Origin of the sequence: Ciceribacter sp. RN22 (genome assembly GCF_024054295.1) — a bacterium.
GTDB classification, from domain to species: Bacteria; Pseudomonadota; Alphaproteobacteria; order Rhizobiales; family Rhizobiaceae; genus Allorhizobium; species Allorhizobium lividum.
Genome location: NZ_JAMXLD010000001.1, coordinates 1,327,777 through 1,349,693, shown reverse-complemented (window position 1 = coordinate 1,349,693; position 21,917 = coordinate 1,327,777). Strand labels below are relative to the sequence as shown.

The following is a 21,917-nucleotide window of genomic DNA, read 5'->3' as shown; positions in this document are numbered from 1 at the left end:
GTCTACTCGAAACGGAAGGCCAGACGCTTGCCGGTCAGCCGGGCGAGTTGCTGCAGGCGTCCTTCGAGCCGTTCGCCGGCAAAGCCGCGATACTGCGGCGGCACGACGAATTCGAGGTCGAGGTCCGGCTTCGCCGACCGCGCGAAGGTGAGATTGTCGACGACGCCCGGCATCGAGGCGGAGAAGAGATAGACGACCCGCAGCAGACCGCCGACGAGCTTTGCCCGTTGCAGCAACCGTTCGGTCGCAATCGCCGCGAGCGGGCCGGTCTGACCGTCGTCGTTGAGCCCTTCGAAGCGGTAGTAATTGGTGAGCGCGATGAAGGCGCGTCCCGGATGGGTGATCCCGATGAAGGACGAATGGGCGATGATGTTCAGCGCCTGAAGCCCGCGGTAATCCGGATGCGCACGCCAGCTGATGTCGGCGAGCAGGCAGGCGGCCTGCCGGTAGCGGCCTTCCTCCACCGTCTCGTCGATGTCGAAGAAGGGCATCATGCGACCGGTCCAGTCGGCGAGCTCACGCGCGTGTTCCGGCGAACGGGCTCTCAGGATCGCCAGTTCGTCGGCGGCGGCGAGCAGCGGATCGGCGGCGCGGTCCTCCTCCGAAAGCAGCGCATAGAGATAGCCTTCGCGCACCCCTTGCGCCGAGAAGGAGACCTTCGCCGGTTTCATTGCGTCGAGCACCTCGCGCATGGCGATCGCGCCGTAGGGCAGAAGGGCGCGGCGGCTCTTGGAAATCGCCTGCCAGGCCGGATCGCGGTTGTCGCCGCTGGCGATAATCTCGTCGAGGAAACGGACGATCTCGTCATAGGGCAGTTCGTAGCCCTGCATCATGTGGAGCGGATAGTCGCGCTTCTCCATGTGAAGCTTGGCAACGTTTCGCCAGGTCCCGCCGACGGCATAGAAAGTGCGCCCCTCGCCCTTCTCCAGCATGGTGGTTTCCCGGATCAGCCGCCGGGCGATGGTGCGGGCCTTGACGATCGAGCCCTCGGCCGTCTCGGACAGGCGAAGGCCGCCGAGCGGCAGCGTGATACCCTTGCCGAGGTCCCGGCCGCGAATGTCGATGAGCTCGAGCGATCCGCCGCCGAGGTCACCGGCGATGCCGTCCGGATCGTGGAAGCCGCTGACGACGCCGAGCGCCGAATAGAGCGCCTCCTGCTCGCCGCTCAGCACCTCGATGCCGTGCCCGAGGATCGCTTCGGCCTCGCGGATGAAATCCGGGCCGTTGGCAGCCTCCCGCGCGGCCGCGGTCGCCAGTACGTAGATGGAGGTTGCCTGCGCCTGCTCGGAAAGCGCACGGAAACGGCGGAGTGCCGCGAGCGCACGGCGCACGCCTTCCTCATCCATGCGCCCGGTCGAAGCGAGCCCCTTGCCGAGGCCGCAGAGAACCTTTTCGTTGAACAGGATGGCCGGCGACCTGGAAAGCCCTTCATAGACGACGAGGCGGATCGAGTTCGAGCCGATGTCGATGACGGAGACAGGGGCGATACCGGGTAAACGTCCCTGCGCTTCTGATCGTGTCATGAAGTACCAGTTATTTCTTTCGGCCGGATATCAGGCCGGCGATCAGCTTCGGCGCGCTCGATTTCAACGCTTCGCCCCGGCCGGAGAGGCTGGGATTGGTCATGAAATACTGTTGCGCATTGAACGGTTCTTCTCCCGGGCGCACTTCCATGCGGCGGGAGGTACCGTCGGGCAGTATCTCGTAGCTCTGCTGGTTGTCAATCAGATTGCCCAGCATAATCTGTGAAAGAACCTGCTCGTGAACCGTCGGATTTATCAGGGGAACCAGCGTTTCGACGCGCCGGTCGAGGTTGCGCGGCATCATGTCCGCGGACCCTATGTAGACGAGCGCCTTTTCCGACGGGAGGCCATAGCCGTTGCCGAAGCAGAAGATGCGGCTGTGCTCCAGGAAGCGGCTGACGATAGACTTCACCCGGATATTGTCGGAAAGCCCCGGCACCTGCGGACGCAGGCAGCAGATGCCGCGCACCACGAGGTCGACATCCACGCCCGCCTGGCTTGCGCGGTAAAGCGCGTCGATGATCTCCGGATCGACGAGCGAGTTCATCTTCATCCAGATCGCCGCAGGACGGCCGGCCCGGGCGTGTTCGATCTCTTCGGCGATATGCTTGAGGATACGCGGACGAAGCGTATAGGGCGATACCGCCAGCTTCATGCTTTCCTCCGGCTCGCCATAGCCGGTGATGAAGTTGAAGACGTTCGCCATGTCGTGGGCGATCTTCGGATTGCAGGTAAAGAAGGAGAGATCCGTATAGATCTTCGCCGTGACCGGATGGTAGTTGCCGGTGCCGAGGTGGCAGTAGGTCCTGAGCTTGCCCTCTTCGCGGCGCACCACCATCGACATCTTGGCGTGCGTCTTCAACTCGATGAAGCCGAAGACCACCTGCACACCGGCGCGTTCGAGGTCGCGCGCCCAGCGGATGTTCGCCTCTTCGTCGAAGCGCGCCTTGAGCTCGACCAGTGCCGTCACCGACTTGCCGGCATCGGCCGCATCGATGAGGGCGCGGACGATCGGACTGTCGTTTGAGGTGCGGTAGAGCGTCTGCTTGATCGCCAGCACGTCCGGATCGCGCGCCGCCTGCAGCAGGAACTGCACGACGACATCGAAGGATTCATAAGGATGGTGGACCACCATGTCCTTCTCGCGGATCGCCGCAAGGCAATCGCCGGCATGTTCGCGAACCCGCTCGGGGAAACGGGCATTGTAGGGTTCGAAGCGCAGGTCGTCGCGCGGCGCCTTGGCGATCTCGGAAAGCGTGTTGAGCGCCAGCAGGCCGGGCAGGATCGCCACCCGGTTCTCCGGCACGCCGAGTTCGTGGACGACGAACTGGCGCAGCGCCGCGGGCATTTCCGAATCCGTCTCGATGCGGATCACCGAACCGCGGCGGCGGCGCTTCAGCGCGGTCTCGAAGTAGCGCACGAGATCTTCGGCTTCTTCCTCGACTTCGATATCGCTGTCGCGGATGATCCGGAACGTGCCGAAACCCATGACCTCGTAACCCGGATAGAGCCGGTCGATGAACATGCCGACGACATCTTCCAGCGTGATGTAACGGAGCGTGTTGCTGTCGTCCGGCAGCCGGATGAAGCGGTCGAGCGTGGTCGGCAGGCGCAAGAGCGCCGTCATCGGCTCGCGGCCCTGCTTGCGTTCGAGCTGCAGCCCCATCGAGAAGCCGAGGTTCGGGATGAAGGGGAACGGGTGCGCCGGGTCAATCGAAAGCGGCGTCAGCACCGGAAAGATCGATTCCTCGAATTCCGTCTCCAACCAGAGACGGTCCTCGTCAGAGAGGGCGGCCGGACGGACGATGAGGATGTCCTCCTTCGCGAGATACTGCTGCAGGACGGCCAGCGAGGCCTGCTGCTCCATCTGCAGATTGTCGATCTCCTTCAGGATCTCCTCGAGCTGTTCGAGCGGCGTCTTGCCGTCGGGGCTCCTGATGGTGATGCCCTGGCGCACCTGCCCTTCGAGGCCGGCGACGCGCACCATGAAGAACTCGTCGAGATTGGTCGCGGAGATCGACAGGAAGCGGACCCGCTCGAGCAGCGGATGGGCCGTGTTCAGCGTCTCTTCGAGGACGCGGCGATTGAATTGCAGCCAGGAGAATTCGCGGTTTATGAAGCGCGAAGGACTGGTCATCAAATCTTCCGTTTCGGCACCCGCATCGGCCCCGACCGTTTCCATCCCGGTTGCAACGTGATCCATGATTCCGTCCTTGATGTTCGCGCTCTGGCGCCCATTATAACAGCTTCAAGACGTCACTGTGACAATTCAATCGTGATGGTCGTCGCCGTGGAGTTCGTCGAGGACCTCCGCGACCAGCGCCCGCGAAATCTTCGCCCGACGCGCCAGAGCCAGCCGGTCGATGCGGTCGACGACGTCCTGGGCGGCGGCGAAGGAACGCTCCATCCGTTGCACGATGTAGCCGACGATGCGGTCATCGATCACGAGCTGGCGGTCGGCGAAGAGCTTGACGATGAGCTGCGCAAGGAGTTCCTCCTCCGGCTCGCCGATCTCGACCATGGTGGCGGCCTTCAGCCGCGAGCGCAGGTCGGGCAGCGCGACGGCCCAGGACAGAGGCCACGTGCGGGATGTCATCAGCAGGCTGGTGCCGTTCTCGCGCACGCTGTTGATCACGTGGAAAAGCTCGACCTCGTCGAAGCCTCGCCGCTCGGCATCCTCGAAGAGGACCGGACCCGCGGCGGCGGCAAGGGCAGCCTCCGCGCCGGCGACCGGATGGATATCGACAGCGCCGCTCTGCTCGCGCCAGATCTCGGCGAGATGCGACTTCCCCGAGCCGGCAGGGCCTGCGAGGATCACCACCGGCGACGGCCAGTGCGGCCAGGAATCGATGATGGCGACGGCCGCTTCCAGGCGGCCTGAGACCAGCAGGTCGTCGCGGCCGGTCGCAGCGGCATGGCCGAACACCAGCGGAAGCTGCTCCGCCACTTTCAGCTTCGCCCCAAACTTCTTGTTTTCACTCATCTACTTCTCTGAAGCACCGGGCTCCTGCTCGCCACCGCGGCCGGGCGCCTGTCCATAATACAGATCGCTCTCAAGATACCGCCCCAGGGCAAAGCGGACAAGGACGCCGATCGCCGCCGCCGCCGGCACGGCGACGAGCACGCCGACGAAACCGAAGAGCGCGCCGAAGGCGAAGAGGGCGAACATCAGCCACACCGGATGCAGCCCGACGCTCTGGCCGACGAGTTTCGGCTGCAGGATGTTGCCTTCTAGGAACTGGCCGGAGAAGAAGAAGATCACCACGATGACGACGTGGACGTAATCGGGCCAGAACTGCACGAGCGCGACGCCGGCGGCGAGCACCAGGCCGACGGTCGAGCCGACATAGGGAATGAAGCTGATCATGCCGGTAAAGAAGCCGATCAGCAGCCCGAAATTGAGGCCGATCAGCGAAAGGCCGACGGCATAATAGATGCCGAGGATGAGGCAGAGCGATCCCTGCCCGCGCACGAAGCCGGCGATCGTCTTGTCCATTTCGGTGGCGATCTCGCGGACTGCACCGACCTGGTTGCGCGGGATCCAGTGGTCGACCTTCGCCACCATCCGGTCCCAGTCGAGCAGGAGATAGAAGGCAACGACAGGGGTCACGACGAGGAGCGCGGCAATGTCGACGAGCGCCTTGCCGGAGTTCCAGATCTGCGCCACCAGCGTGGCGGCGAAGCCGGCGCCCTCGGTCAGCAGCTTGGAGAAATTCTCCTTGATCGTCGCCATCTGGCCGTCGAGCCATCCCGGCAGCCAGCGGGCGTTGGAGGTTGCGATGAAGTTCTGCAACTCGCTGACATAGCCCGGAACATGCTGGATGAAATCATTGAGCTGGGTGGCGAGCACCGGAATGATGATCACCAGTGCGAGCACGAAGACGAAGATGAAGGCGACCAGAATGAGCGTCGTCGCCATGAACCGGTTGAGGCCGAGCCGCTCCAGGCGGTCGGCGACGGGGTCGAGGAAATAGGCGAGCGCCATGCCCACGATGAACGGCAGGAGAATGGTGCGGAACAGGAACAGGAACAGGATGAAACCGGCAAGCGTCGCGAGCCCGAAGAATGCCTGCCGCTTCAGGGTAACGCCGGATATGTGCTGGGTCATGCTCGAAGCTCCGCTGCGATCGTCGGGATAGGAAGTAGAATGGCTGGGGCTCAAGGGTCAAGGGCCGCCTGAAGCCATCCTTGGTCACTTCCACCGCCGCAGTGCGGCCGTCCCATCTCCGCCGACGAGGAGGTGTTCAGACGCCCCGCCGGTTGCCCCAGAGCATGACGTGGAGTTGCGGCAGCACACGAGCGGAAAACCAGCGCTCGCCTGCCACCGCGTCGACCAGCCAGCGCATCCGCTCCGTCAGCCCGTCGATATCGACGTTCCCTTCGCCGTCTGCCGGCGGCGGCGTGTGATTGCCCGGCTGCAGGTAGACCGGGAGCGCCGGAAATCGTGCCGCGACATTGCGCGCGAAGGCGAAATCGTCCGCGTCGAAGACGACGAATTTCAGGACGGTCTGCGGCCCCTCTCCTGCCGCTGCGACGCACTCCCCGAGAACGGCCAGATCGCACACCATGCCGCTCGACGGCGGCTTGGGGCTGAGCACCAGCGTGTCGAGCCGGGCAAACCACGGCCTTGCGAGCGATCCCTGGGTTTCGAGCGCGAAGCGATAGCCCTCGCCATGACCGCGATCGATCAGGGCACCGAGCGGCTGGATCGCCGGATTGCCGCCGGACAGAGAAACAGTGAGCGGCTTGCCGCCGGACAGCCGCGTGACCTCGCTCCAGATGTCCTCCGTCGACATCGGCTTCCAGTCGTGCCGAAACCGGCTCTCGACCGCATGCAGGCTGTCGCACCAACTGCAGCGGTAGTCGCAGCCGCCGGTGCGGACGAAGACGGTCGGCAGGCCGATCAACACCCCCTCGCCCTGGATCGTCGGACCGAAAATCTCGCTCACCAGCACGGTCGAGGAAGATGCCTCCATCATGGCCGGTATTCCGCCCAGGTCTTCGGTGTCTCGCTTACCCTGACCGCCGAGGTTTCCGGCAGCCGCACCTTGCACCAGTCGTAGAAATGCCGGGCGAGGCACTCGGCCGTCACCTTGTCGTGGCCGAGCACGTCGTTCAGGTGGCGGTGGTCGAAGACCTCGTCAATGTAGCGCTTCAGCGGCGCCAGCTCGTGATAGTCGCGCACGAAGCCGTGTTCGTCGAGTTCGGCGGCCGAAAGCTCCACCTCGACGACATAGTTGTGGCCATGCAGACGCGCGCATTGATGATCCGCCGGCAGGCCCTTCAACTGGTGCGAGGCGGAGAAATGGAATTCCTTGGTGATACGGTACATCAGCGGACCTCTTCCGCCCTGAACGCGCCGGTCGCCGCCACCCAGAAATCCGGGTCCTCGTAGTCCGTCGGGTCGCTCACGCCGGCGAGATGGAAGGCCTCGCGCCGTTCGACGCAGGTGCCGCAGCGGCCGCAATGGCGCTCGCCGCCCTTGTAGCAGGACCAGGTCCGCTCGAAGGGCGTGCCGTGCCGCGCACCATCGGCGACGATGTCCGACTTCGAGGCGTTGACGTAAGGCGCGTAGAGCCGCACCGCGGCATAGCCGTCGAGCGCCGCATCCTGCATCACCTGGAAGGCGTCGATGAAGCCCGGACGACAGTCGGGGTAGATGAAGTGGTCACCGCCATGCACCGCCACGGCGACCGCATCCGCGTTGCGGGCAGCAGCGACGCCGAAGGCGATCGCCAGCATGATGGCGTTGCGGTTCGGCACGACGGTCACCTTCATCGTGTCCTCGGCATAGTGGCCGTCCGGCACGTCGATGGTGTCGGTCAGCGCCGAGCCGCTCAGATGCCGGCCGACGGCGGAAATGTCGATGATCTCGTGCGGCACGCCGAGCCGGGCGGCGCATTCGGCCGCATGGTCGAGCTCCTTCCGGTGACGCTGTCCATAGTCGAAGGAGATGAGGGCCAGAAGTTCGTGTTCCGCCGCGATCCTGTGGGCGAGCGAAACGGAGTCCAGTCCGCCGGAGCAGACCACGATGGTTTTCATGATGTTCGTCCTTGTTTTGACCGGGTAGGCTGCGACCGGTATGCGTTACGGCGCGCTCCTTACCTCATGGCCGGCAGTTTGTGAACGAAAATCTTCCCCCGCCGCCGCGCAGACGCCGGCATACCTGCTTTTTCACCGGGATTTGCCGGTATTTCCCTTGAATCCCCGGCCCGGTCATGCCATTGCGCGGGAGAACGACGACACCCGATTGGAGAGCCCCATGTCCGAGAACGGCAAGAACGGTCTGACCTATAGCGACGCCGGTGTGGACATCGATGCCGGCAACCTGCTGGTCGAGAAGATCAAGCCCGCCGTCCGCTCCACCCGCCGCCCCGGCGCAGAGGGCGAGATCGGCGGCTTCGGCGGCCTCTTCGATCTGAAAGCCGCAGGCTTCAAGGACCCGGTCCTCGTCGCCGCCAACGACGGCGTCGGCACCAAGCTCAAGATCGCCATCGACGCCGGCATCCACGACACCGTCGGCATCGACCTCGTCGCGATGTGCGTCAACGACCTCGTCGTCCAGGGCGCCGAGCCGCTCTTCTTCCTCGACTATTTCGCGACCGGCAAGCTCGATCCCGACCAGGGTGCGGCGATCGTCGGCGGCATTGCCGACGGCTGCCGGGAAGCCGGTTGCGCGCTGATCGGCGGCGAAACCGCCGAAATGCCCGGTATGTATGCCGGCGGCGACTACGACCTCGCGGGCTTCGCCGTCGGTGCGGCCGAACGCGGCCAGCTCCTGCCGGCCGGCGACATCGCCGAAGGCGACGTGATCCTCGGCCTCTCCTCCTCCGGCGTCCATTCCAACGGCTTCTCGCTGGTGCGCAAGATCGTCGAACTTTCCGGCCTCTCCTGGGACGCTCCGGCCCCGTTTGCCGAAGGCGTAAGCCTCGGCCGGGCGCTGCTTGCGCCGACCCGCATCTACGTGAAGCCGCTCCTGAAGGCGATCCGCGAGACCGGCGCCCTCAAGGCGCTCGCCCACATCACCGGCGGCGGCTTCCCGGAAAATATTCCGCGCGTGCTGCCGAAGCACCTTGCCGCGGAAATCGACCTCGGCGCCTTCCGCGTACCCTCGGTCTTCTCGTGGCTTTCGAAGGCCGGCGGCGTCGCCCAGAACGAGATGCTGCGGACCTTCAACTGCGGCATCGGCATGATCGTGGTCGTCGCCGAGACGGACGCCACCCGCGTTGCCGAAGTCCTCGCCGGCGAAGGCGAGACGGTCGTCACCCTCGGCCGCATGGTCGCCCGAGCGGACGGCGCACCGGGCACCGTCTACAAGGGCACGCTCGCCCTATGACCGCCCCGCGCAAACGCGTCGTCGTCTTCATTTCCGGTGGCGGCTCCAACATGATGGCGCTGCTTGCCGCAACGGAAGCCGCGGATTTTCCCGCCGAAATCGTCGGTGTAATCTCCGACAAGGCCTCGGCCGGTGGCCTCGCCAAGGCGGCGGCGAAGGGCATTGCGACCTTCGTTTTCGAACGCAAGGCCTATGCAGGGAAAGCGGAACACGAGGCGGCGATCCTCGCGAAGCTCGGCGAACTCGCGCCGGACCTGATCTGCCTCGCCGGATACATGCGCCTTCTGTCGGCCGATTTCATCCGATCCTACGAGGGGCGCATCCTCAACATTCACCCTTCCCTGCTTCCGCTTTTTCCGGGGCTGCACACCCACCAGCGGGCGATCGACGCCGGTATGCGTGTCAGCGGCTGCACCGTGCACTACGTCACTGCCGGCATGGACGAAGGGCCGGTGATCGCCCAGGCCGTGGTGCCGATCCTTCCCGACGACACGGAGGACAGCCTGGCGGCGCGCGTGCTCACCGTCGAGCACCGGACCTACCCGCTGGCACTGAAACTCGTCGCCGAGGGCAAGGTGCACATGCGCGCCGACGGCACGGTCGAACGGGCCGGCTTTTCCGGCGATCCGTCCGCGACGCTCGTTTCCGCCTGACGCCGGGGCGCGCCGACGCGCTACCCCTTCTTCTTGCGTGATCCCATGAAGACCTCCGCCGCCTTCGCCTGCAGGCTGCGCGGGGCAAGTCGCGTCGAAAACGCCATGATGCGGTTGGCAAGGCCGGTGACGACCGCCGGCCTGCCGGCATAGAGCGCCCGAAGCCCCTCGTCCACCACGGGTTCCGGCTGCATGAGGTCGGCACGGGCGCCCCATTTCAGAATATGGCCAGCGCGCGCCCAGAAGTCCGTTTCCGTCGGTCCCGGACAAAGCACGGTGACGACGACCTTGCGCCGGCGCAGTTCCTCGTGCAGCGCATGCGCAAACGAGAGCACATAGGCCTTACTGGCGGCATAGACCGCGTAACCGGGAATCGGCTGGAAGGCGGCGGTGCTTGCGACCAGCAGAACATGGCCGCCGCCACGCTCGGCCATGTCTGCGGCAAAGGCGTGGGTGAGTTCGGTGAGTGCGCCGACGTTGACCGCCACCATGCCGCCGACTGCCTCGGCCGGCTGGGCGTGGAAGCGTCCGTGGAGCCCGAAGCCGGCATTGTTGATCAGTGTCTCGATCACGATGCCGCGCGCGTCGACGGCGCGCTTGAGAGCCTGCACTGCACCGATGGCGGTGAGATCGGCCGGCTCGACCGCAATCTCGACGCCGTGGCCGGAACGAAGCGCTTCGGCGAGTTCCTCGAGGTGGGCCGTATGCCTTGCCGACACCACGAGATTATAGCCGCGCCGGGCGAGCGCCTCGCAGAAGGCGCGTCCGAGCCCGCCCGTCGCTCCCGTCACAAGAGCCCATTTCGGCGTGCCGTCCGCCATAACCGTTTCCTTCCGATCGAGGGAGATGCCGCAAGATAACGGCCGCGGCGGGAGCGTCAACAGCAACTGTCACGACACACCACAGCGGGCCGTTGCGTCCCGTCTGCCACCGAAAAGTAGGTTTAGGTCCAGTTTTGGACGGCAACAAACCCAGATATGGCCCCTGCAAGCCGTTGATGATAAAGGCCTTCCTCTCGTATTAAGAATGCACGAAATGTTCAGCCGTGGGGGTCTTTCAATGCATTACCGGAACTTCAAATCGGCAGCGGCCTGCTGCCTCCTGCTCACCGCACCGACTGCGGCGCTCGCAGAGGACACACTGTTCTCCTCGTCCGACGGCAGCTTCGTGATCTTCGGCGGCGTCGGGCTCGCCAACGTCAAGGCCGACGAATTCGTCTACAACAACGGCAAGAAGCTCAGCGAGCTCAACTGGGAAAGCAAGGGCATCACGCTCTTCACCCTCGGAGCCGACGCCCAGCTCGACAAGAACTGGAGCATCCGCGGCGATTTCAACGTCGGCACCGGCGGCGACGGCCACATGGTCGACTACGACTGGATGAGCGCGACGCACGACGACTGGAGCGATCGCTCCACCCACCCCGATACCCAGCTGGACCACTATTTCAGCGGCTCGCTGGAAGTCGACCGCGCCGTCTACAGCGACGACAGCACCAATCTCGCCGTCGGCCTCGGTTTCCGTTACACGGACGTCAAGTGGACCGCATACGGCGGCTCCTACATCTATTCGAGCGGCGACCCGCTCTTCCGCGACCTGGCCGGCACCTTCACGCCCGGTGAAAAGGGCATCAGCTACCAGCAGCAGATCCCGGTCGGCTTCCTCAGCGTCAACGGCGAGCACAAGGTCGGCAAGTTCACGATCAGCGGCGGCCTGGAAGGCGGCCTGAGCTTCGGCATCGAGGACATCGACGATCACTGGCAGCGTGACCTGCGCTTCTATGACAGCATGAAGGTGGCCCCGATGCTCGGCGCCAAGGTCTCCGTCGACTACGCGCTGACCGAGAGCGCCTCTCTCTACGTCTCCGGCGCCTACCAGCAGGTATTCCACGCCTATGGCGACATGAAGTACTACGACACGACGACGGACACCCTCGTGGGTTCGGAAAAGGACGCCGCCGGCGCAACCTTCCAGTCGATGTCGATTTCCTTCGGCCTCAAGGGCACATTCTGACAGGTCTCGGGGGCGGTGCGAAAGGCTCCGCCCCTGTTCCTTCCGCTAGCCCTGCTCGGCCTGCAACGCCACTGCCCGGAGAAGACTTTCCCGGTTCAGGGCCGCCCATTGCAGCAACATGATCGTCTTGGCGTCGCAGATCGCACCCGTTCCGATCATTTCGAGCGCCTCGTCGAGCGGGATCTCCGAGAGTTCCAGATCCTCGTGTTCGTGGTCGAGCCCGCCGCCGTCGGCTACCTTGTCGACGGACGTCACCGTCGCGACGTAGAAATAAACCTTCTCCGTGAGCGATCCGGGCGAGGTGTAGGCAGCGAACAGGAAGCGGGGCTTGTCGATCCGGTAGCCTGTTTCCTCGAGCACCTCGCGGCAAACCGCCGATTCGGGTGCGTCTTCTTCGACACCGCCGGCCGGGACCTCCAGCAGGAACGCCGGATCGCCCATCAGGTGGACGGGAATGCGGAACTGCCGCACGAGCACGACCGTCTCGCGCGTCGGATCGAACAGCAAAATCGCCACGGCGCGGCCGCGGTCGAAGACCTCCCAGACGAGTTCGGTCTCACGGCCATCGTCGCGGCGATAGTCGAAGGTGACGCGCCGCAGATGGCTCCAGCCCTTCCAGAGCGTCTCGTCCTTGCGGACGGTGATCCCGGTGCGGTCGAACTTGCTCATGCCGGGTCCTTGACGAGCCATACCTTGTTGTCGTGGAAGGCCGCGCCGCCATGCGGCGCGACGGCGTCGGCACCGGTCAGCACATTGATGCCCTCGCCGTCAACATGCGCCTTGTTCGGCCAGATCCCCTCGGCGACCAGCACGCCCGGCTTCACCGCCTCGGTCACGCGGGTATGGATGCGCAGCTCGCCGCGACGGTTGCCGAGACGCACGAGATCACCGGCCTCGATGCCGAGACGTGCGGCGTCGGACGGATTGACCATCACTTCCGGCCTGCCCTCCTTCTCGGCCGAGGTCCGTGTCTCGGAGAAGCTCGAATTCAGGAAGTTGCGCGCCGGAGAGGTCGCGAGCCGGAAGGGATGTTCGGCATCCGCCACCTCGATGACGTCCACCTGATCGGGGAAGGTCGGGAGTTGATCGACCGGCCCGAGAATGCCGACCGAGGCCGGCGGCCGGTTCGGCGCGGGGGCGCCCGCCCAATCGGGACGGAAACGGAACTTGCCGTCGGGATACCCGAAACCATTGAGGAAATGTGCCTCCTCGAACGGAGGCTGGCACTCCAGCCATTTCTCCTCGGTCAAAACGTCGAGGCCCGGCTTGCCGCTCGCCTTCAGCATGCGGCCGATATGCTCGCGCTCCGTCAGGCCGAAGCCCGGACGGTCGGCGACGCCGAGGCGTTTGGCGAGTTCCTCGATGACGAAGAGATTGGTGCGCACCGTCGCCGGCGGCTCGACGAGCTTCGGGCCGAGCAGGATATGGCTCTGCCCGCCGGCACGGTAGATGTCGTCGTGCTCGACGAACATGGTCGCCGGCAGCACGATGTCGGCGAGCTCGGCCGTCTCGGTCATGAACTGCTCGTGGACTGCAACGAACAGGTCATCGCGCAGGAAGCCGCGCTTCACGAGGCGCTGCTCCGGCGCGACATTGGCCGGATTGGTGTTCTGGATCAGGAGCGCCGTCACCGGTCCGCGGTGGCGCAGCGCCTCCGCGTCGCCGGTCAGCACCCGGCCGACCTGCGACTGGTCGAGAACGCGGACATCGGGATCGAGATAGGAGGTGCCCGTCAGTTCCGCCTTGTTCAGACGGAAGATGTCGCCGTTGTTGTGGAAGGCGCCGCCGCCCTCGTACTGCCAGCTGCCGAGGACGGTCGGGACGCAGAGCGCCGCATGCATCGACACCGTGCCGTTGCGGCTGCGGGCAAAGCCGTAGCCCAGCCGGAAGAAGGTCTTCTTGGTCGTGCCGACGAGCCGCGCGAAGGCCTCGATCTCCTCGACCGACAGTCCCGTGATCGCTGCCGCCCATTCAGGCGTGCGGGTTTCGAGATGCGCCTCCAGCCCCGCCGGATCGTCGGTGAACTTATCCATGTAAGCGCGATCGGCATGACCGTCGCGGAAGGCGATGTGCATGACCGCGCAGGCGAGCGCCGCATCGGTTCCGGGCCGAAGAACGAGGCCGAGATCCGCCTGCTTCATCGTCGGATTGTCGTAGACGTCGACGACGACGATCTTGGCGCCACGCTCCTTGCGGGCGCGGGTCGCATGCGTCATCACGTTGACCTGGGTGGCGACCGCATTGGTGCCCCAGATGACGACGCAATCGGCCTTCGCCATCTCGCGCGGATCGACGCCGCGCAGCGCCCCGGTGCCCATCACATAGCCGGTCCAGGCCATATTGGTGCAGATCGTGCCCATGAAGCCGGAATAGCGCTTGGCATGGCGCAGGCGCTCGATCGAGTCGCGCTGCACCTGCCCCATCGTGCCGGCGTAGAAATAGGGCCAGATCGCCTCGCCGCCGTACGCCTGCTCGGCCTTGACGAAGGCGTCGGCGATCTCGTCGAGCGCCTCGTCCCAGGAAACCTCCTGCCAGGCGCCCTCGCCCTTGCTGCCCTTGCGCCGCTTCGGCGTCAGCAGGCGGCCCGGATGGTAGAGCCGCTCGGCGTAGCGGGCGACCTTGGCGCAGATGACGCCGGCGGTGTAATCGTTGTCGGCGGCCCCGCGGACGCGTCCGATGCGGCCGTTTTCGTCGATATCGACGTCGAGCGCGCAGGTGGATGGACAGTCGTGCGGACAGGCCGTATGACCGACGGAACGGGTTCGGATGGGGCTCGCTAAGTTCATGCCCGCATGTATATGGCAAGCGGCAGGCGCCTTAAAGGTCCATTCCAAGAATTCATAAGAACCATCGGAAACACAGATGAACTACCGCCACATCTACCACGCCGGCAATTTCGCCGATGTGCTGAAGCACGCCGTGCTGGCGCGCCTGATCGTCTATCTGCAGCAGAAGGACAAGGCCTTCCGCGTGCTCGACACCCATGCCGGCATCGGGCTCTATGACTTCTCCTCCGAGGAGGCACAGAAGACAGGCGAGTGGCGGGACGGCATCGGTCGGCTGATGGAGGCCGATCTTCCGGAGGGCGTCGCGGCCCTGCTCGCACCCTATCTCGACGCCATCCGCACGCTCAATCCGCAAGGACCGATCACCCTCTATCCCGGCTCGCCGAAGCTCGCGCGAATGCTCTTCCGTCCTCAGGACCGGCTTTCGGCGATGGAGCTCCATCCAGACGACAACCGCGCGCTCGCCCGCCTCTTCGAGGGCGACTACCAGGTGCGGGTGACCGAACTCGACGGCTGGCTCGCGCTCGGGGCGCACCTGCCGCCGAAGGAAAAGCGCGGCATCGTGCTCGTCGATCCGCCCTTCGAGGAGGCGGGCGAATACGAGCGGCTGGTCGACGGCCTCGCCAAGGCCTATCGCCGGTTCGCGACCGGCACCTACTGCCTCTGGTATCCGATCAAGAAGGGCGCGCCGGTCGCCGAATTCCACGAGGCGCTGAAAGCCCTCGAAATCCCGAAAATGCTCTGTGCCGAGCTTTCGGTGCGCAGCGACCGCGAGACGACGGGGCTCTCCGGCTCCGGCCTCGTCATCGTCAATCCGCCCTTCACGCTGAAGGACGAATTGCATCTGCTGCTGCCCGAACTGAAGCGCGTCCTCGCGCAGGATCGCTACGCCTCGCAACGTTGCTTCTGGCTGCGCGGAGAGAACTGAGGAAGCCGCTTCCTGCGGCGTCGATCGCCCTTGACCTCTTGCCGGTTTGACAACATTCTTGCCGCAAACGGGAGAGAGCCATGGGTGCGAAAATCCTCGTCAGCGCATGCCTCGCGGTCGTCGCCACGGCGCTTTCGGCAACCGAGAGCCAGGCCGCGACACCGCGTTGCGACGACGCCGCCGTCGTCGGGTCGGTCGAAAGCCGGTTCACCCGCAACAACCGGCAATTCCTGAAGATCGATCTCTCGATCGCCGACTTCGGCATCATCCGCGAGACCGGTTTCCGGCCGACCGACGAGACACATCGCGTCGAACGGCGCTTCTGCCATGCGACGGTCACCACCAGCGACGGCCTCGGCCGCAATCTCTGGTATCTGATCGAAAGCACATGGGGCTTTGCGGGTCTCGGTTCGTCCGTCGAGTTCTGCACCGACGGCCTCGACCCGTGGCACGTCTACGGCGCCCGCTGTGCGTCCCTGCGCTGAATCGATGCGAACGTCAGCTCGACTGAACGTGCTGCGCGCGGCCGCTCTCGCCGGTGCCATCGTCATCCTCCCGAACGGTGCGGGAGCGGACGGGCCTCCGAAGCCTTCCCGTTTCGACTTCTATGTGCTGGCGCTCTCCTGGTCGCCGACCTTCTGCGCAAGCGCCAAGGCCGCCGGCAACCGGGACCAGTGCGGTGACGGAAAGCGCTACGGGCTCGTTGTGCACGGGCTCTGGCCGCAGAACGAACGCGGCTATCCCGAAAACTGCCCGACCGACCAGCCGCGGCGCGTGCCGGACAAGCTCGGACGCACGCTCTTCGACATCATGCCGAGCATGGGACTGATCGGCCACCAGTGGCGCAAGCACGGCACCTGTTCCGGACTCAGCCAGATGGACTATTTCGCACTCACCCGCGCGGCCTACGAACGCATCCGGATCCCCGACGCGCTGAAAGCGGCGGAGAAAACGATGACCGTCGACGTCGATGCGATCGAAACGCAGTTCACGCGCGCCAATGCCGGCCTCTCTCGCCAGGCACTGGCGATCACCTGCGAACGCGGCAAGCTCTCGGAAATCCGCGTTTGCCTGACACCGGAGCTTGCCTTCCGCGATTGCCCGGCGATCGACGCACAGGCCTGCTCCCTCCCCTCCGTCACCGTGCCGCCGGCACGGTGAACAACCGAACTGGAAGAACGATGAAGCTCCTCTGCTCCTCCACCTCGCCCTATTCCTCGAAAGTGCGCATGGCACTCCGCTATCTCGACATGGAAGCAGAGGTGGTGCGGGTCGCCGCCACCGAGGACCCGCCGGAACTGATCGACAACAATCCGCTCGGCAAGATCCCGACGCTTCTCACCGGCGAGGACGGCCCGATCTTCGACAGCCGCGCCATCATGCACTATCTCGACCGTCGCTCGAAGGGCGGCCTCTACCCCCGCAAGAACCGCAAGCGTACCGAGGCCGAGGTGCTGGAGGCGCTCTGCGACGGCATCACCGACTGCCTCGTCGCGATCGTCTACGAGCGGCGGCAGCGCCCGGAAGAGCGCGTGCACCAGCCCCATATCGACAGGCAATGGCAGAAGGTGAGCCGTGGGCTTGATTACCTGAACGCCAACCTGCCGAAGACCGGCAAGTCGCTCCATGGCGGGCATTTTTCCCTCGCCGCGCTGATCGGCTACCTGATGCTCCGCTTCCCCGGCGAGTGGGAGGATGGACGCACGGCACTTGCCGCCTGGCCGCAGAAGTTCGAGAAGCGTTTCGAGGATTATGCGGAGCTGAAGCCGCAGGTATAGTGCCGGCGGCGACAACGCCAACGCAGAACAAAAAAGCCGGGCGCTGGGCCCGGCTTTTCTCGTGATGTCGTCTTTCAGCGATCAGAACTTGACGCCGATACCGACCTTGACGCTGTGATCGTCGAAACCGCGCGAAACGGTCGTGCCGTCGAGGCTGAAGTCACGCTTCTGGTAGTCGCTGTAACGGTACTCGACGCGAGCGATGATGTTGTCGGTGACCTTGGCTTCGACACCGGCACCGACGGTGTAGCCGGCAGCGATCTTCTCATCCGAGTCCGTGGCGCTCTCGAGCTTGTTGTTCGAAAGTGCGAGACCGGCCGTACCATAGATCAGGAAGGGGTTCATGTCGTAGCCGACGCGGCCACGGACAGACCCGTTCACGCCCTGCTTGCCGGTCAGGCCGGTGCCTGCGCTGCCGTCTTCACCGGTGTAGCCGATGTCGGCTTCCGCACCGTAGACGATCTGACCGTTCTGGAAGTTGTAGCCGCCATAGAGCGAGCCACCGAAGCCCTTGGCGTTGTAGTCGCCACTGCCGAAGCGGCCCCAGTCGTAGTTGGCGGTCGCACCGACATAGGCACCGGCCCAGTTGCTGACGGGCGCGCTGTAGCTTTCGGTCGCGGCAGGAGCCTCGGGGATTTGATCGACGGCGTCGGCGGCCTGAGCGGTCGAGAACGCCGCGACACCGGCGGCGGTTGCCATGAGGATCATAACGAGTTTACGCATACTAGTCTCCTTTTCAGTCCGTTGCCGCAGGCGAACATATCGAAGTGGCGGCTGGAACAATTGAGCGGGTTATCTCGCCCGTCCTGAGAGTAAATGTGGCGGCCAATTGAGGAATTGAAAGAGCCGAATTGTGAATTCATTGTGGCACAGAAATGACAGAAATTAGATGTTGCTAATCAGCAACAAACTTTTTGTTAACTATGTTTGCTGTGATTTCGATTAATACTGATTAACGTCGAAAAACATCTCCAGTCTTACCAAGTAGAACGAATGACGGGATGCCGAAAAGAATCTGCAGTCCCTATTTAAGAGTGAGCGATACGACATATATGCGAGGCAGTTCATCGGAAGTCGAAAGCAGAGCGGAAATGGAAAAAGGCATAGCGAAGACCGCCCTCGTCACCGGTTCGGGAAAAAGACTTGGCCGCGCGATCGTCGAGGATCTGGCGCGCCAAGGTTTCGCCGTCGCCATCCACGTCAACGGTTCGGTGGACGAAGCCGAAGCGCTTGCAGACACCCTGCGGCGCGACGGCGCGCGGGCAGCAGTACTTGCCGCCGACTTCCGCGACATCGGACAGACGACCGCGCTCATGGGTGCCGCCAATGCCGCTCTCGGCCCGATCGGACTGCTCGTCAACAACGCCTCGGTGTTCCTGGAAGACGCGGCCCACACCTTCGATGCGGAGAGCTTCTCCGCCCATTTCGACCTGCATGTCCGCGCACCGTCGATCCTCGGCGCGGCCTTCTTCCGGCAGGTGCCGGACGACGCACAGGGGCTGATCGTCAACATCGTCGACCAGCGGGTGCTGGCACCCACGCCCTCCTTCTATTCCTATACGCTGTCGAAATCGGCCCTGCTTGCGGCGACTCGCACGATGGCGCAGGCTTTCGCACCGAAGGTCCGCGTCAACGGCATCGGCCCGGGGCCGACCTTCCGGAGCACCCGGCAGGAGGAAGCGGACTTCCAGGCGCAGATCGATGCCCTGCCGCTCGGCCGCGGACCGGAGCTTGCGGAATTCGGGCGAACGATCCGCTTTCTTTTTGACACGCCGTCGATCACCGGCCAAATGATTGCCGTCGACGGCGGCCAGCATCTTGCCTGGCTGAGGCCGGGCACGGAGATTGTGGAATGACGGGAGGAAAGCTGCCGGACGGCGGCGTTCTCTATGACGGCACGGAGGATGAGGACGAAGGCGTCGTCGAGAGCGAATCGCCGGTGTCCGCGCTTTCGATCGACTGGAACGAGGGCGGCATCGACCACCAGGGCCTCTCCGGCGCCGAACTGATCGGCGAATTCGTCAAGAAGCTGCCGAACAGCCCCGGCGTCTACCGGATGATGAATGCCGAGGGCGACGTGCTCTATGTCGGCAAGGCCCGCAGCCTCAAGAAGCGTGTCGGCAACTACGCGCAGGGCCGCGTGCACTCCAACCGTATCGCCCGCATGGTGCGCGAGACGGCGCACATGGAATTCGTCACGACCCGGACCGAGGTCGAGGCGCTGCTGCTCGAAGCCAACCTCATCAAACGGCTGAGGCCGCGCTTCAACGTCCTGCTGCGTGACGACAAGAGCTTTCCCTATATCCTGATCACGGGCGACAGCCGGGCACCGGCGATCTTCAAGCACCGCGGGGCGCGTGCCCGCAAGGGCGACTATTTCGGCCCCTTCGCCTCGGCGAGCGCGGTCGGCCGCACGATCAACTCGCTGCAGCGGGCCTTTCTCCTGCGCACCTGCACCGACAGCGTCTTCGAAACGCGCACACGGCCGTGCCTGCTCTACCAGATCAAGCGCTGCTCCGGCCCCTGCACGCATGAGATCAGCGACGAGGGCTATGCCGGCCTCGTCAGGGAGGCGAAGGACTTCCTCTCCGGCAAGAGCCAGAACGTGAAGGCGGCGATCGCCAGGGCGATGAACGAGGCGGCGGAAAACCTCGACTTCGAGCGCGCCGCCGTCTTCCGCGACAGGCTGGCCGCCCTTTCCCACGTGCAGAGCCATCAGGGCATCAACCCGGCCGGCATCGAGGAGGCCGACGTCTTCGCGATCCATCACGAGGGCGGGCTTTCCTGCATCCAGGTCTTCTTCTTCCGCACCGGCCAGAACTGGGGCAACCGCGCCTATTTCCCGAAGGCGGACCCGCAGCTTTCCGGCGCCGAGGTGCTCGGCGCCTTCCTCGCACAGTTCTACGACGACAAGCCCTGCCCGCGGCAGGTGCTGCTCTCGGAGACGATCGAGGAACAGGACCTGCTCGCAACAGCCCTTTCCGAGCGCGCCGGCCACAAGGTCCATGTGCTCGTGCCGCAGCGCGGCGAGAAGAAGGACATTCTCGACCACGTGATCGCCAATGCCCGTGAGGCGCACGGCCGCAAGCTCGCCGAGACGGCCTCGCAGTCGCGCCTGCTGCAGGGCTTTGCCGAAACCTTCGGCCTGCCTTACGTCCCGCGTCGCATCGAGATCTACGACAACTCGCACATCATGGGCACCAATGCCGTCGGCGGCATGGTGGTTGCGGGTCCCGAAGGCTTCGTGAAAAACCAGTACCGCAAGTTCAACATCAGATCGACGGACATCACCCCCGGCGACGACTTCGGCATGATGCGGGAAGTGATGACGCGGCGCTTCTCGCGTCTCCTGAAGGAAGAGGGCAAGCCCGACCGCAGCCAGCCGCCGGTCGACGAGGCAGAGAACAACCATTTCCCGGCATGGCCGGACGTCATCCTGATCGACGGCGGCCAGGGCCAGATGACGGCCGTGCGCGCCATCCTCGACGACCTCGACATCCGCGACTGCGTGACGGCGATCGGCGTCGCCAAGGGCGTCGACCGCGATGCCGGCCGCGAGCGCTTCTTCATCGAGGGGCGACCCGACTTCACCCTGCCGCCGCGTGATCCCGTGCTCTATTTCGTCCAGCGGCTGCGCGACGAGGCGCACCGCTTCGCGATCGGATCGCACCGGGCACGACGCAAGAAGGAGATGGTAAAAAACCCGCTCGACGAGATCGGCGGTATCGGCCCTTCCCGCAAGCGGGCGCTTCTCCAGCATTTCGGGACGGCCAAGGCCGTCTCGCGGGCGGCGATCAGCGACCTCACATCGGTCGAGGGGATTTCCGAGGCCGTCGCCCGCCAGATCTACAATCACTTCCACGAGAGCGGCGCCGACTAGGGCCGGTGGCCCGAGGCCGATCCCGGCACCGGTACGCCGGCAATAGCGGGTGTCGCAATCGGAAGCACCTCAGTTCCGCCGCAGGTCTATGTGACGGAAGACGAAAAAACCCGTGGGTGACCAGTTGACGGTGAAGAGAGAAAACCGTCATCTACACCCGAATTGAGAAATCACAGGTCTTTCATGGCGTCCCGCGCATTAAACATCCCCAATCTGCTGACCTATGGCCGCATCGTCGCGGTTCCCGTCATCGTTCTCTGCTTCTTCGTCGAGGGACGACTCGCGAGCTCCGACTGGGCCCGCTGGACGGCGCTGACGCTCTTCATCATCGCCTCGGTCACCGACTTCCTCGACGGCTACCTCGCGCGCATCTGGAACCAGACCTCCAACATCGGCCGCATGCTCGACCCCATCGCCGACAAGCTGCTGGTCGCCTCCGTCCTGCTGCTCGTGGCAGCCGACGGCACCATCGCCGGCTGGTCGCTGTGGGCGGCGATCACCATTCTCTGCCGCGAGATCCTTGTCTCGGGGCTCAGGGAATACCTGGCGGCGCTCAAGGTCAGCGTGCCAGTCACCCGCATCGCCAAGTGGAAGACGACGATCCAGATGGTCGCGATCGCCTTCCTGCTCGCCGGCCCCGCCGGTGACAAGGTCCTGCCCTATACGACAGAGATCGGCATCACGCTCCTTTGGGTCGCGGCCCTGCTGACGATCTACACCGGCTACGACTACTTCCGTGCCGGCGTGAAGCACATGGTGGACTGACCGCGATGAAGCTCGTCTATTTCGCATGGGTACGGGAGAGGATCGGCAAGGGCGAGGAAGAGCTCGACCTGCCGGAAAGCGTCGTCACGGCCGGCGACCTCATCCAGTACCTGAGCGGGCTCGGCGAGGAATACGAGGCGGCCTTCCAGTTTCCGCAGGCGATCCGCGTCGCGGTGAACCAGGAACATGTGGAGCATGACGAGCCGATTGCCGGCGCCCGCGAGATCGGCCTGTTCCCGCCGATGACGGGTGGCTGAC

General features: G+C 64.7%; 22 protein-coding genes. 11 read left to right on the top strand and 11 right to left on the bottom strand.

Features of this window, described 5'->3' with window-relative positions:
- Positions 1–2: 2 nt before the first annotated feature.
- The 7 genes from ppx to queC all read right to left on the bottom strand — a co-directional run bounded on the left by ppx (position 3) and on the right by queC (position 7,565).
- Positions 3–1,523, bottom strand: coding sequence for an exopolyphosphatase (ppx, locus tag NHF53_RS06735; RefSeq protein ID WP_252833602.1), 1,521 nt, complete (start codon positions 1,521–1,523; stop codon positions 3–5).
- 10 nt (positions 1,524–1,533) lie between these two features.
- Positions 1,534–3,705, bottom strand: a complete 2,172-nt coding sequence (locus NHF53_RS06730; protein ID WP_112687278.1) for an RNA degradosome polyphosphate kinase — start codon at positions 3,703–3,705, stop codon at positions 1,534–1,536.
- Positions 3,706–3,792: 87 nt separating this feature from the next.
- On the bottom strand, positions 3,793–4,506 hold the full coding sequence (gene hdaA / locus NHF53_RS06725) for a DnaA regulatory inactivator HdaA (protein WP_252833601.1): 714 nt from the start codon (positions 4,504–4,506) through the stop codon (positions 3,793–3,795).
- On the bottom strand, positions 4,507–5,631 hold the full coding sequence (locus NHF53_RS06720) for an AI-2E family transporter (protein WP_252833600.1): 1,125 nt from the start codon (positions 5,629–5,631) through the stop codon (positions 4,507–4,509).
- A gap of 136 nt (positions 5,632–5,767) precedes the next feature.
- Positions 5,768–6,502, bottom strand: a complete 735-nt coding sequence (gene queE / locus NHF53_RS06715; RefSeq protein ID WP_252833599.1) for a 7-carboxy-7-deazaguanine synthase QueE — start codon at positions 6,500–6,502, stop codon at positions 5,768–5,770.
- On the bottom strand, positions 6,499–6,855 hold the full coding sequence (gene queD / locus NHF53_RS06710) for a 6-carboxytetrahydropterin synthase QueD (RefSeq protein ID WP_114362025.1): 357 nt from the start codon (positions 6,853–6,855) through the stop codon (positions 6,499–6,501). Before queD ends, queE begins: the two co-directional genes overlap by 4 nt.
- Positions 6,855–7,565: a 7-cyano-7-deazaguanine synthase QueC gene (gene queC / locus NHF53_RS06705; RefSeq protein ID WP_252833598.1), complete on the bottom strand. Its 711-nt coding sequence runs from the start codon at positions 7,563–7,565 to the stop codon at positions 6,855–6,857. Before queC ends, queD begins: the two co-directional genes overlap by 1 nt.
- A gap of 220 nt (positions 7,566–7,785) precedes the next feature.
- On the opposite strand from queC, the gene purM reads away from it, so the two are divergent.
- Together purM and purN are read left to right on the top strand one after the other, a co-directional pair.
- Positions 7,786–8,859, top strand: coding sequence for a phosphoribosylformylglycinamidine cyclo-ligase (gene purM / locus NHF53_RS06700; RefSeq protein ID WP_252833597.1), 1,074 nt, complete (start codon positions 7,786–7,788; stop codon positions 8,857–8,859).
- Positions 8,856–9,512 (top strand): phosphoribosylglycinamide formyltransferase, encoded by a 657-nt coding sequence (purN, locus tag NHF53_RS06695; RefSeq protein WP_252833596.1) that lies wholly within the window; start codon positions 8,856–8,858, stop codon positions 9,510–9,512. The genes purM and purN overlap by 4 nt, the downstream gene beginning before the upstream one ends.
- 20 nt (positions 9,513–9,532) lie before the next feature.
- Here purN and NHF53_RS06690 read toward each other — a convergent pair whose 3' ends face one another.
- Positions 9,533–10,333: an SDR family oxidoreductase gene (locus tag NHF53_RS06690; protein WP_252833595.1), complete on the bottom strand. Its 801-nt coding sequence runs from the start codon at positions 10,331–10,333 to the stop codon at positions 9,533–9,535.
- Positions 10,334–10,571: 238 nt separating this feature from the next.
- Between NHF53_RS06690 and NHF53_RS06685 the strand changes: the two genes are divergently transcribed.
- A complete protein-coding gene (locus NHF53_RS06685) occupies positions 10,572–11,522 on the top strand; it encodes an omptin family outer membrane protease (protein ID WP_252833594.1) in 951 nt (316 codons plus the stop codon).
- A gap of 45 nt (positions 11,523–11,567) precedes the next feature.
- On the opposite strand, the gene NHF53_RS06680 is transcribed toward NHF53_RS06685, so the two are convergent.
- Both NHF53_RS06680 and NHF53_RS06675 read right to left on the bottom strand, forming a co-directional pair.
- A complete protein-coding gene (locus NHF53_RS06680; protein ID WP_252833593.1) occupies positions 11,568–12,191 on the bottom strand; it encodes an NUDIX domain-containing protein in 624 nt (207 codons plus the stop codon).
- On the bottom strand, positions 12,188–14,308 hold the full coding sequence (locus tag NHF53_RS06675; RefSeq protein ID WP_252833592.1) for a molybdopterin-dependent oxidoreductase: 2,121 nt from the start codon (positions 14,306–14,308) through the stop codon (positions 12,188–12,190). Before NHF53_RS06675 ends, NHF53_RS06680 begins: the two co-directional genes overlap by 4 nt.
- A gap of 76 nt (positions 14,309–14,384) precedes the next feature.
- On the opposite strand from NHF53_RS06675, the gene NHF53_RS06670 reads away from it, so the two are divergent.
- The 4 genes from NHF53_RS06670 (at position 14,385) to NHF53_RS06655 (ending at position 17,014) form a co-directional block, all read left to right on the top strand.
- Positions 14,385–15,236, top strand: coding sequence for a 23S rRNA (adenine(2030)-N(6))-methyltransferase RlmJ (locus tag NHF53_RS06670; protein ID WP_114362013.1), 852 nt, complete (start codon positions 14,385–14,387; stop codon positions 15,234–15,236).
- 80 nt (positions 15,237–15,316) lie between these two features.
- The gene (locus NHF53_RS06665; protein WP_252833591.1) at positions 15,317–15,721 is read left to right on the top strand and encodes a hypothetical protein; all 405 of its coding nucleotides are present in this window, start codon (positions 15,317–15,319) and stop codon (positions 15,719–15,721) included.
- Between the two features lie 4 nt (positions 15,722–15,725).
- Positions 15,726–16,397: a ribonuclease T2 gene (locus NHF53_RS06660; protein WP_252833590.1), complete on the top strand. Its 672-nt coding sequence runs from the start codon at positions 15,726–15,728 to the stop codon at positions 16,395–16,397.
- Positions 16,398–16,417: 20 nt separating this feature from the next.
- Positions 16,418–17,014 carry a glutathione S-transferase gene (locus NHF53_RS06655; protein ID WP_252833589.1) on the top strand — a complete coding sequence of 199 codons (597 nt, stop codon included), beginning with the start codon at positions 16,418–16,420 and terminating at the stop codon, positions 17,012–17,014.
- 81 nt (positions 17,015–17,095) lie between these two features.
- On the opposite strand, the gene NHF53_RS06650 is transcribed toward NHF53_RS06655, so the two are convergent.
- Complete coding sequence (locus NHF53_RS06650) at positions 17,096–17,737, bottom strand: outer membrane protein (RefSeq protein ID WP_252833588.1); 642 nt, start codon at positions 17,735–17,737, stop codon at positions 17,096–17,098.
- A gap of 368 nt (positions 17,738–18,105) precedes the next feature.
- On the opposite strand from NHF53_RS06650, the gene NHF53_RS06645 reads away from it, so the two are divergent.
- The 4 genes from NHF53_RS06645 (at position 18,106) to moaD (ending at position 21,916) form a co-directional block, all read left to right on the top strand.
- Positions 18,106–18,870 carry an SDR family oxidoreductase gene (locus NHF53_RS06645; RefSeq protein ID WP_252833587.1) on the top strand — a complete coding sequence of 255 codons (765 nt, stop codon included), beginning with the start codon at positions 18,106–18,108 and terminating at the stop codon, positions 18,868–18,870.
- Positions 18,867–20,894 (top strand): excinuclease ABC subunit UvrC, encoded by a 2,028-nt coding sequence (gene uvrC / locus NHF53_RS06640; protein WP_252833586.1) that lies wholly within the window; start codon positions 18,867–18,869, stop codon positions 20,892–20,894. Before NHF53_RS06645 ends, uvrC begins: the two co-directional genes overlap by 4 nt.
- Positions 20,895–21,077: 183 nt before the next feature.
- Positions 21,078–21,659 carry a CDP-diacylglycerol--glycerol-3-phosphate 3-phosphatidyltransferase gene (gene pgsA, locus NHF53_RS06635; RefSeq protein ID WP_114362006.1) on the top strand — a complete coding sequence of 194 codons (582 nt, stop codon included), beginning with the start codon at positions 21,078–21,080 and terminating at the stop codon, positions 21,657–21,659.
- 5 nt (positions 21,660–21,664) lie between these two features.
- Positions 21,665–21,916 carry a molybdopterin converting factor subunit 1 gene (gene moaD / locus NHF53_RS06630; protein WP_252833585.1) on the top strand — a complete coding sequence of 84 codons (252 nt, stop codon included), beginning with the start codon at positions 21,665–21,667 and terminating at the stop codon, positions 21,914–21,916.
- The last annotated feature ends 1 nt before the right edge of the window (position 21,917 follow it).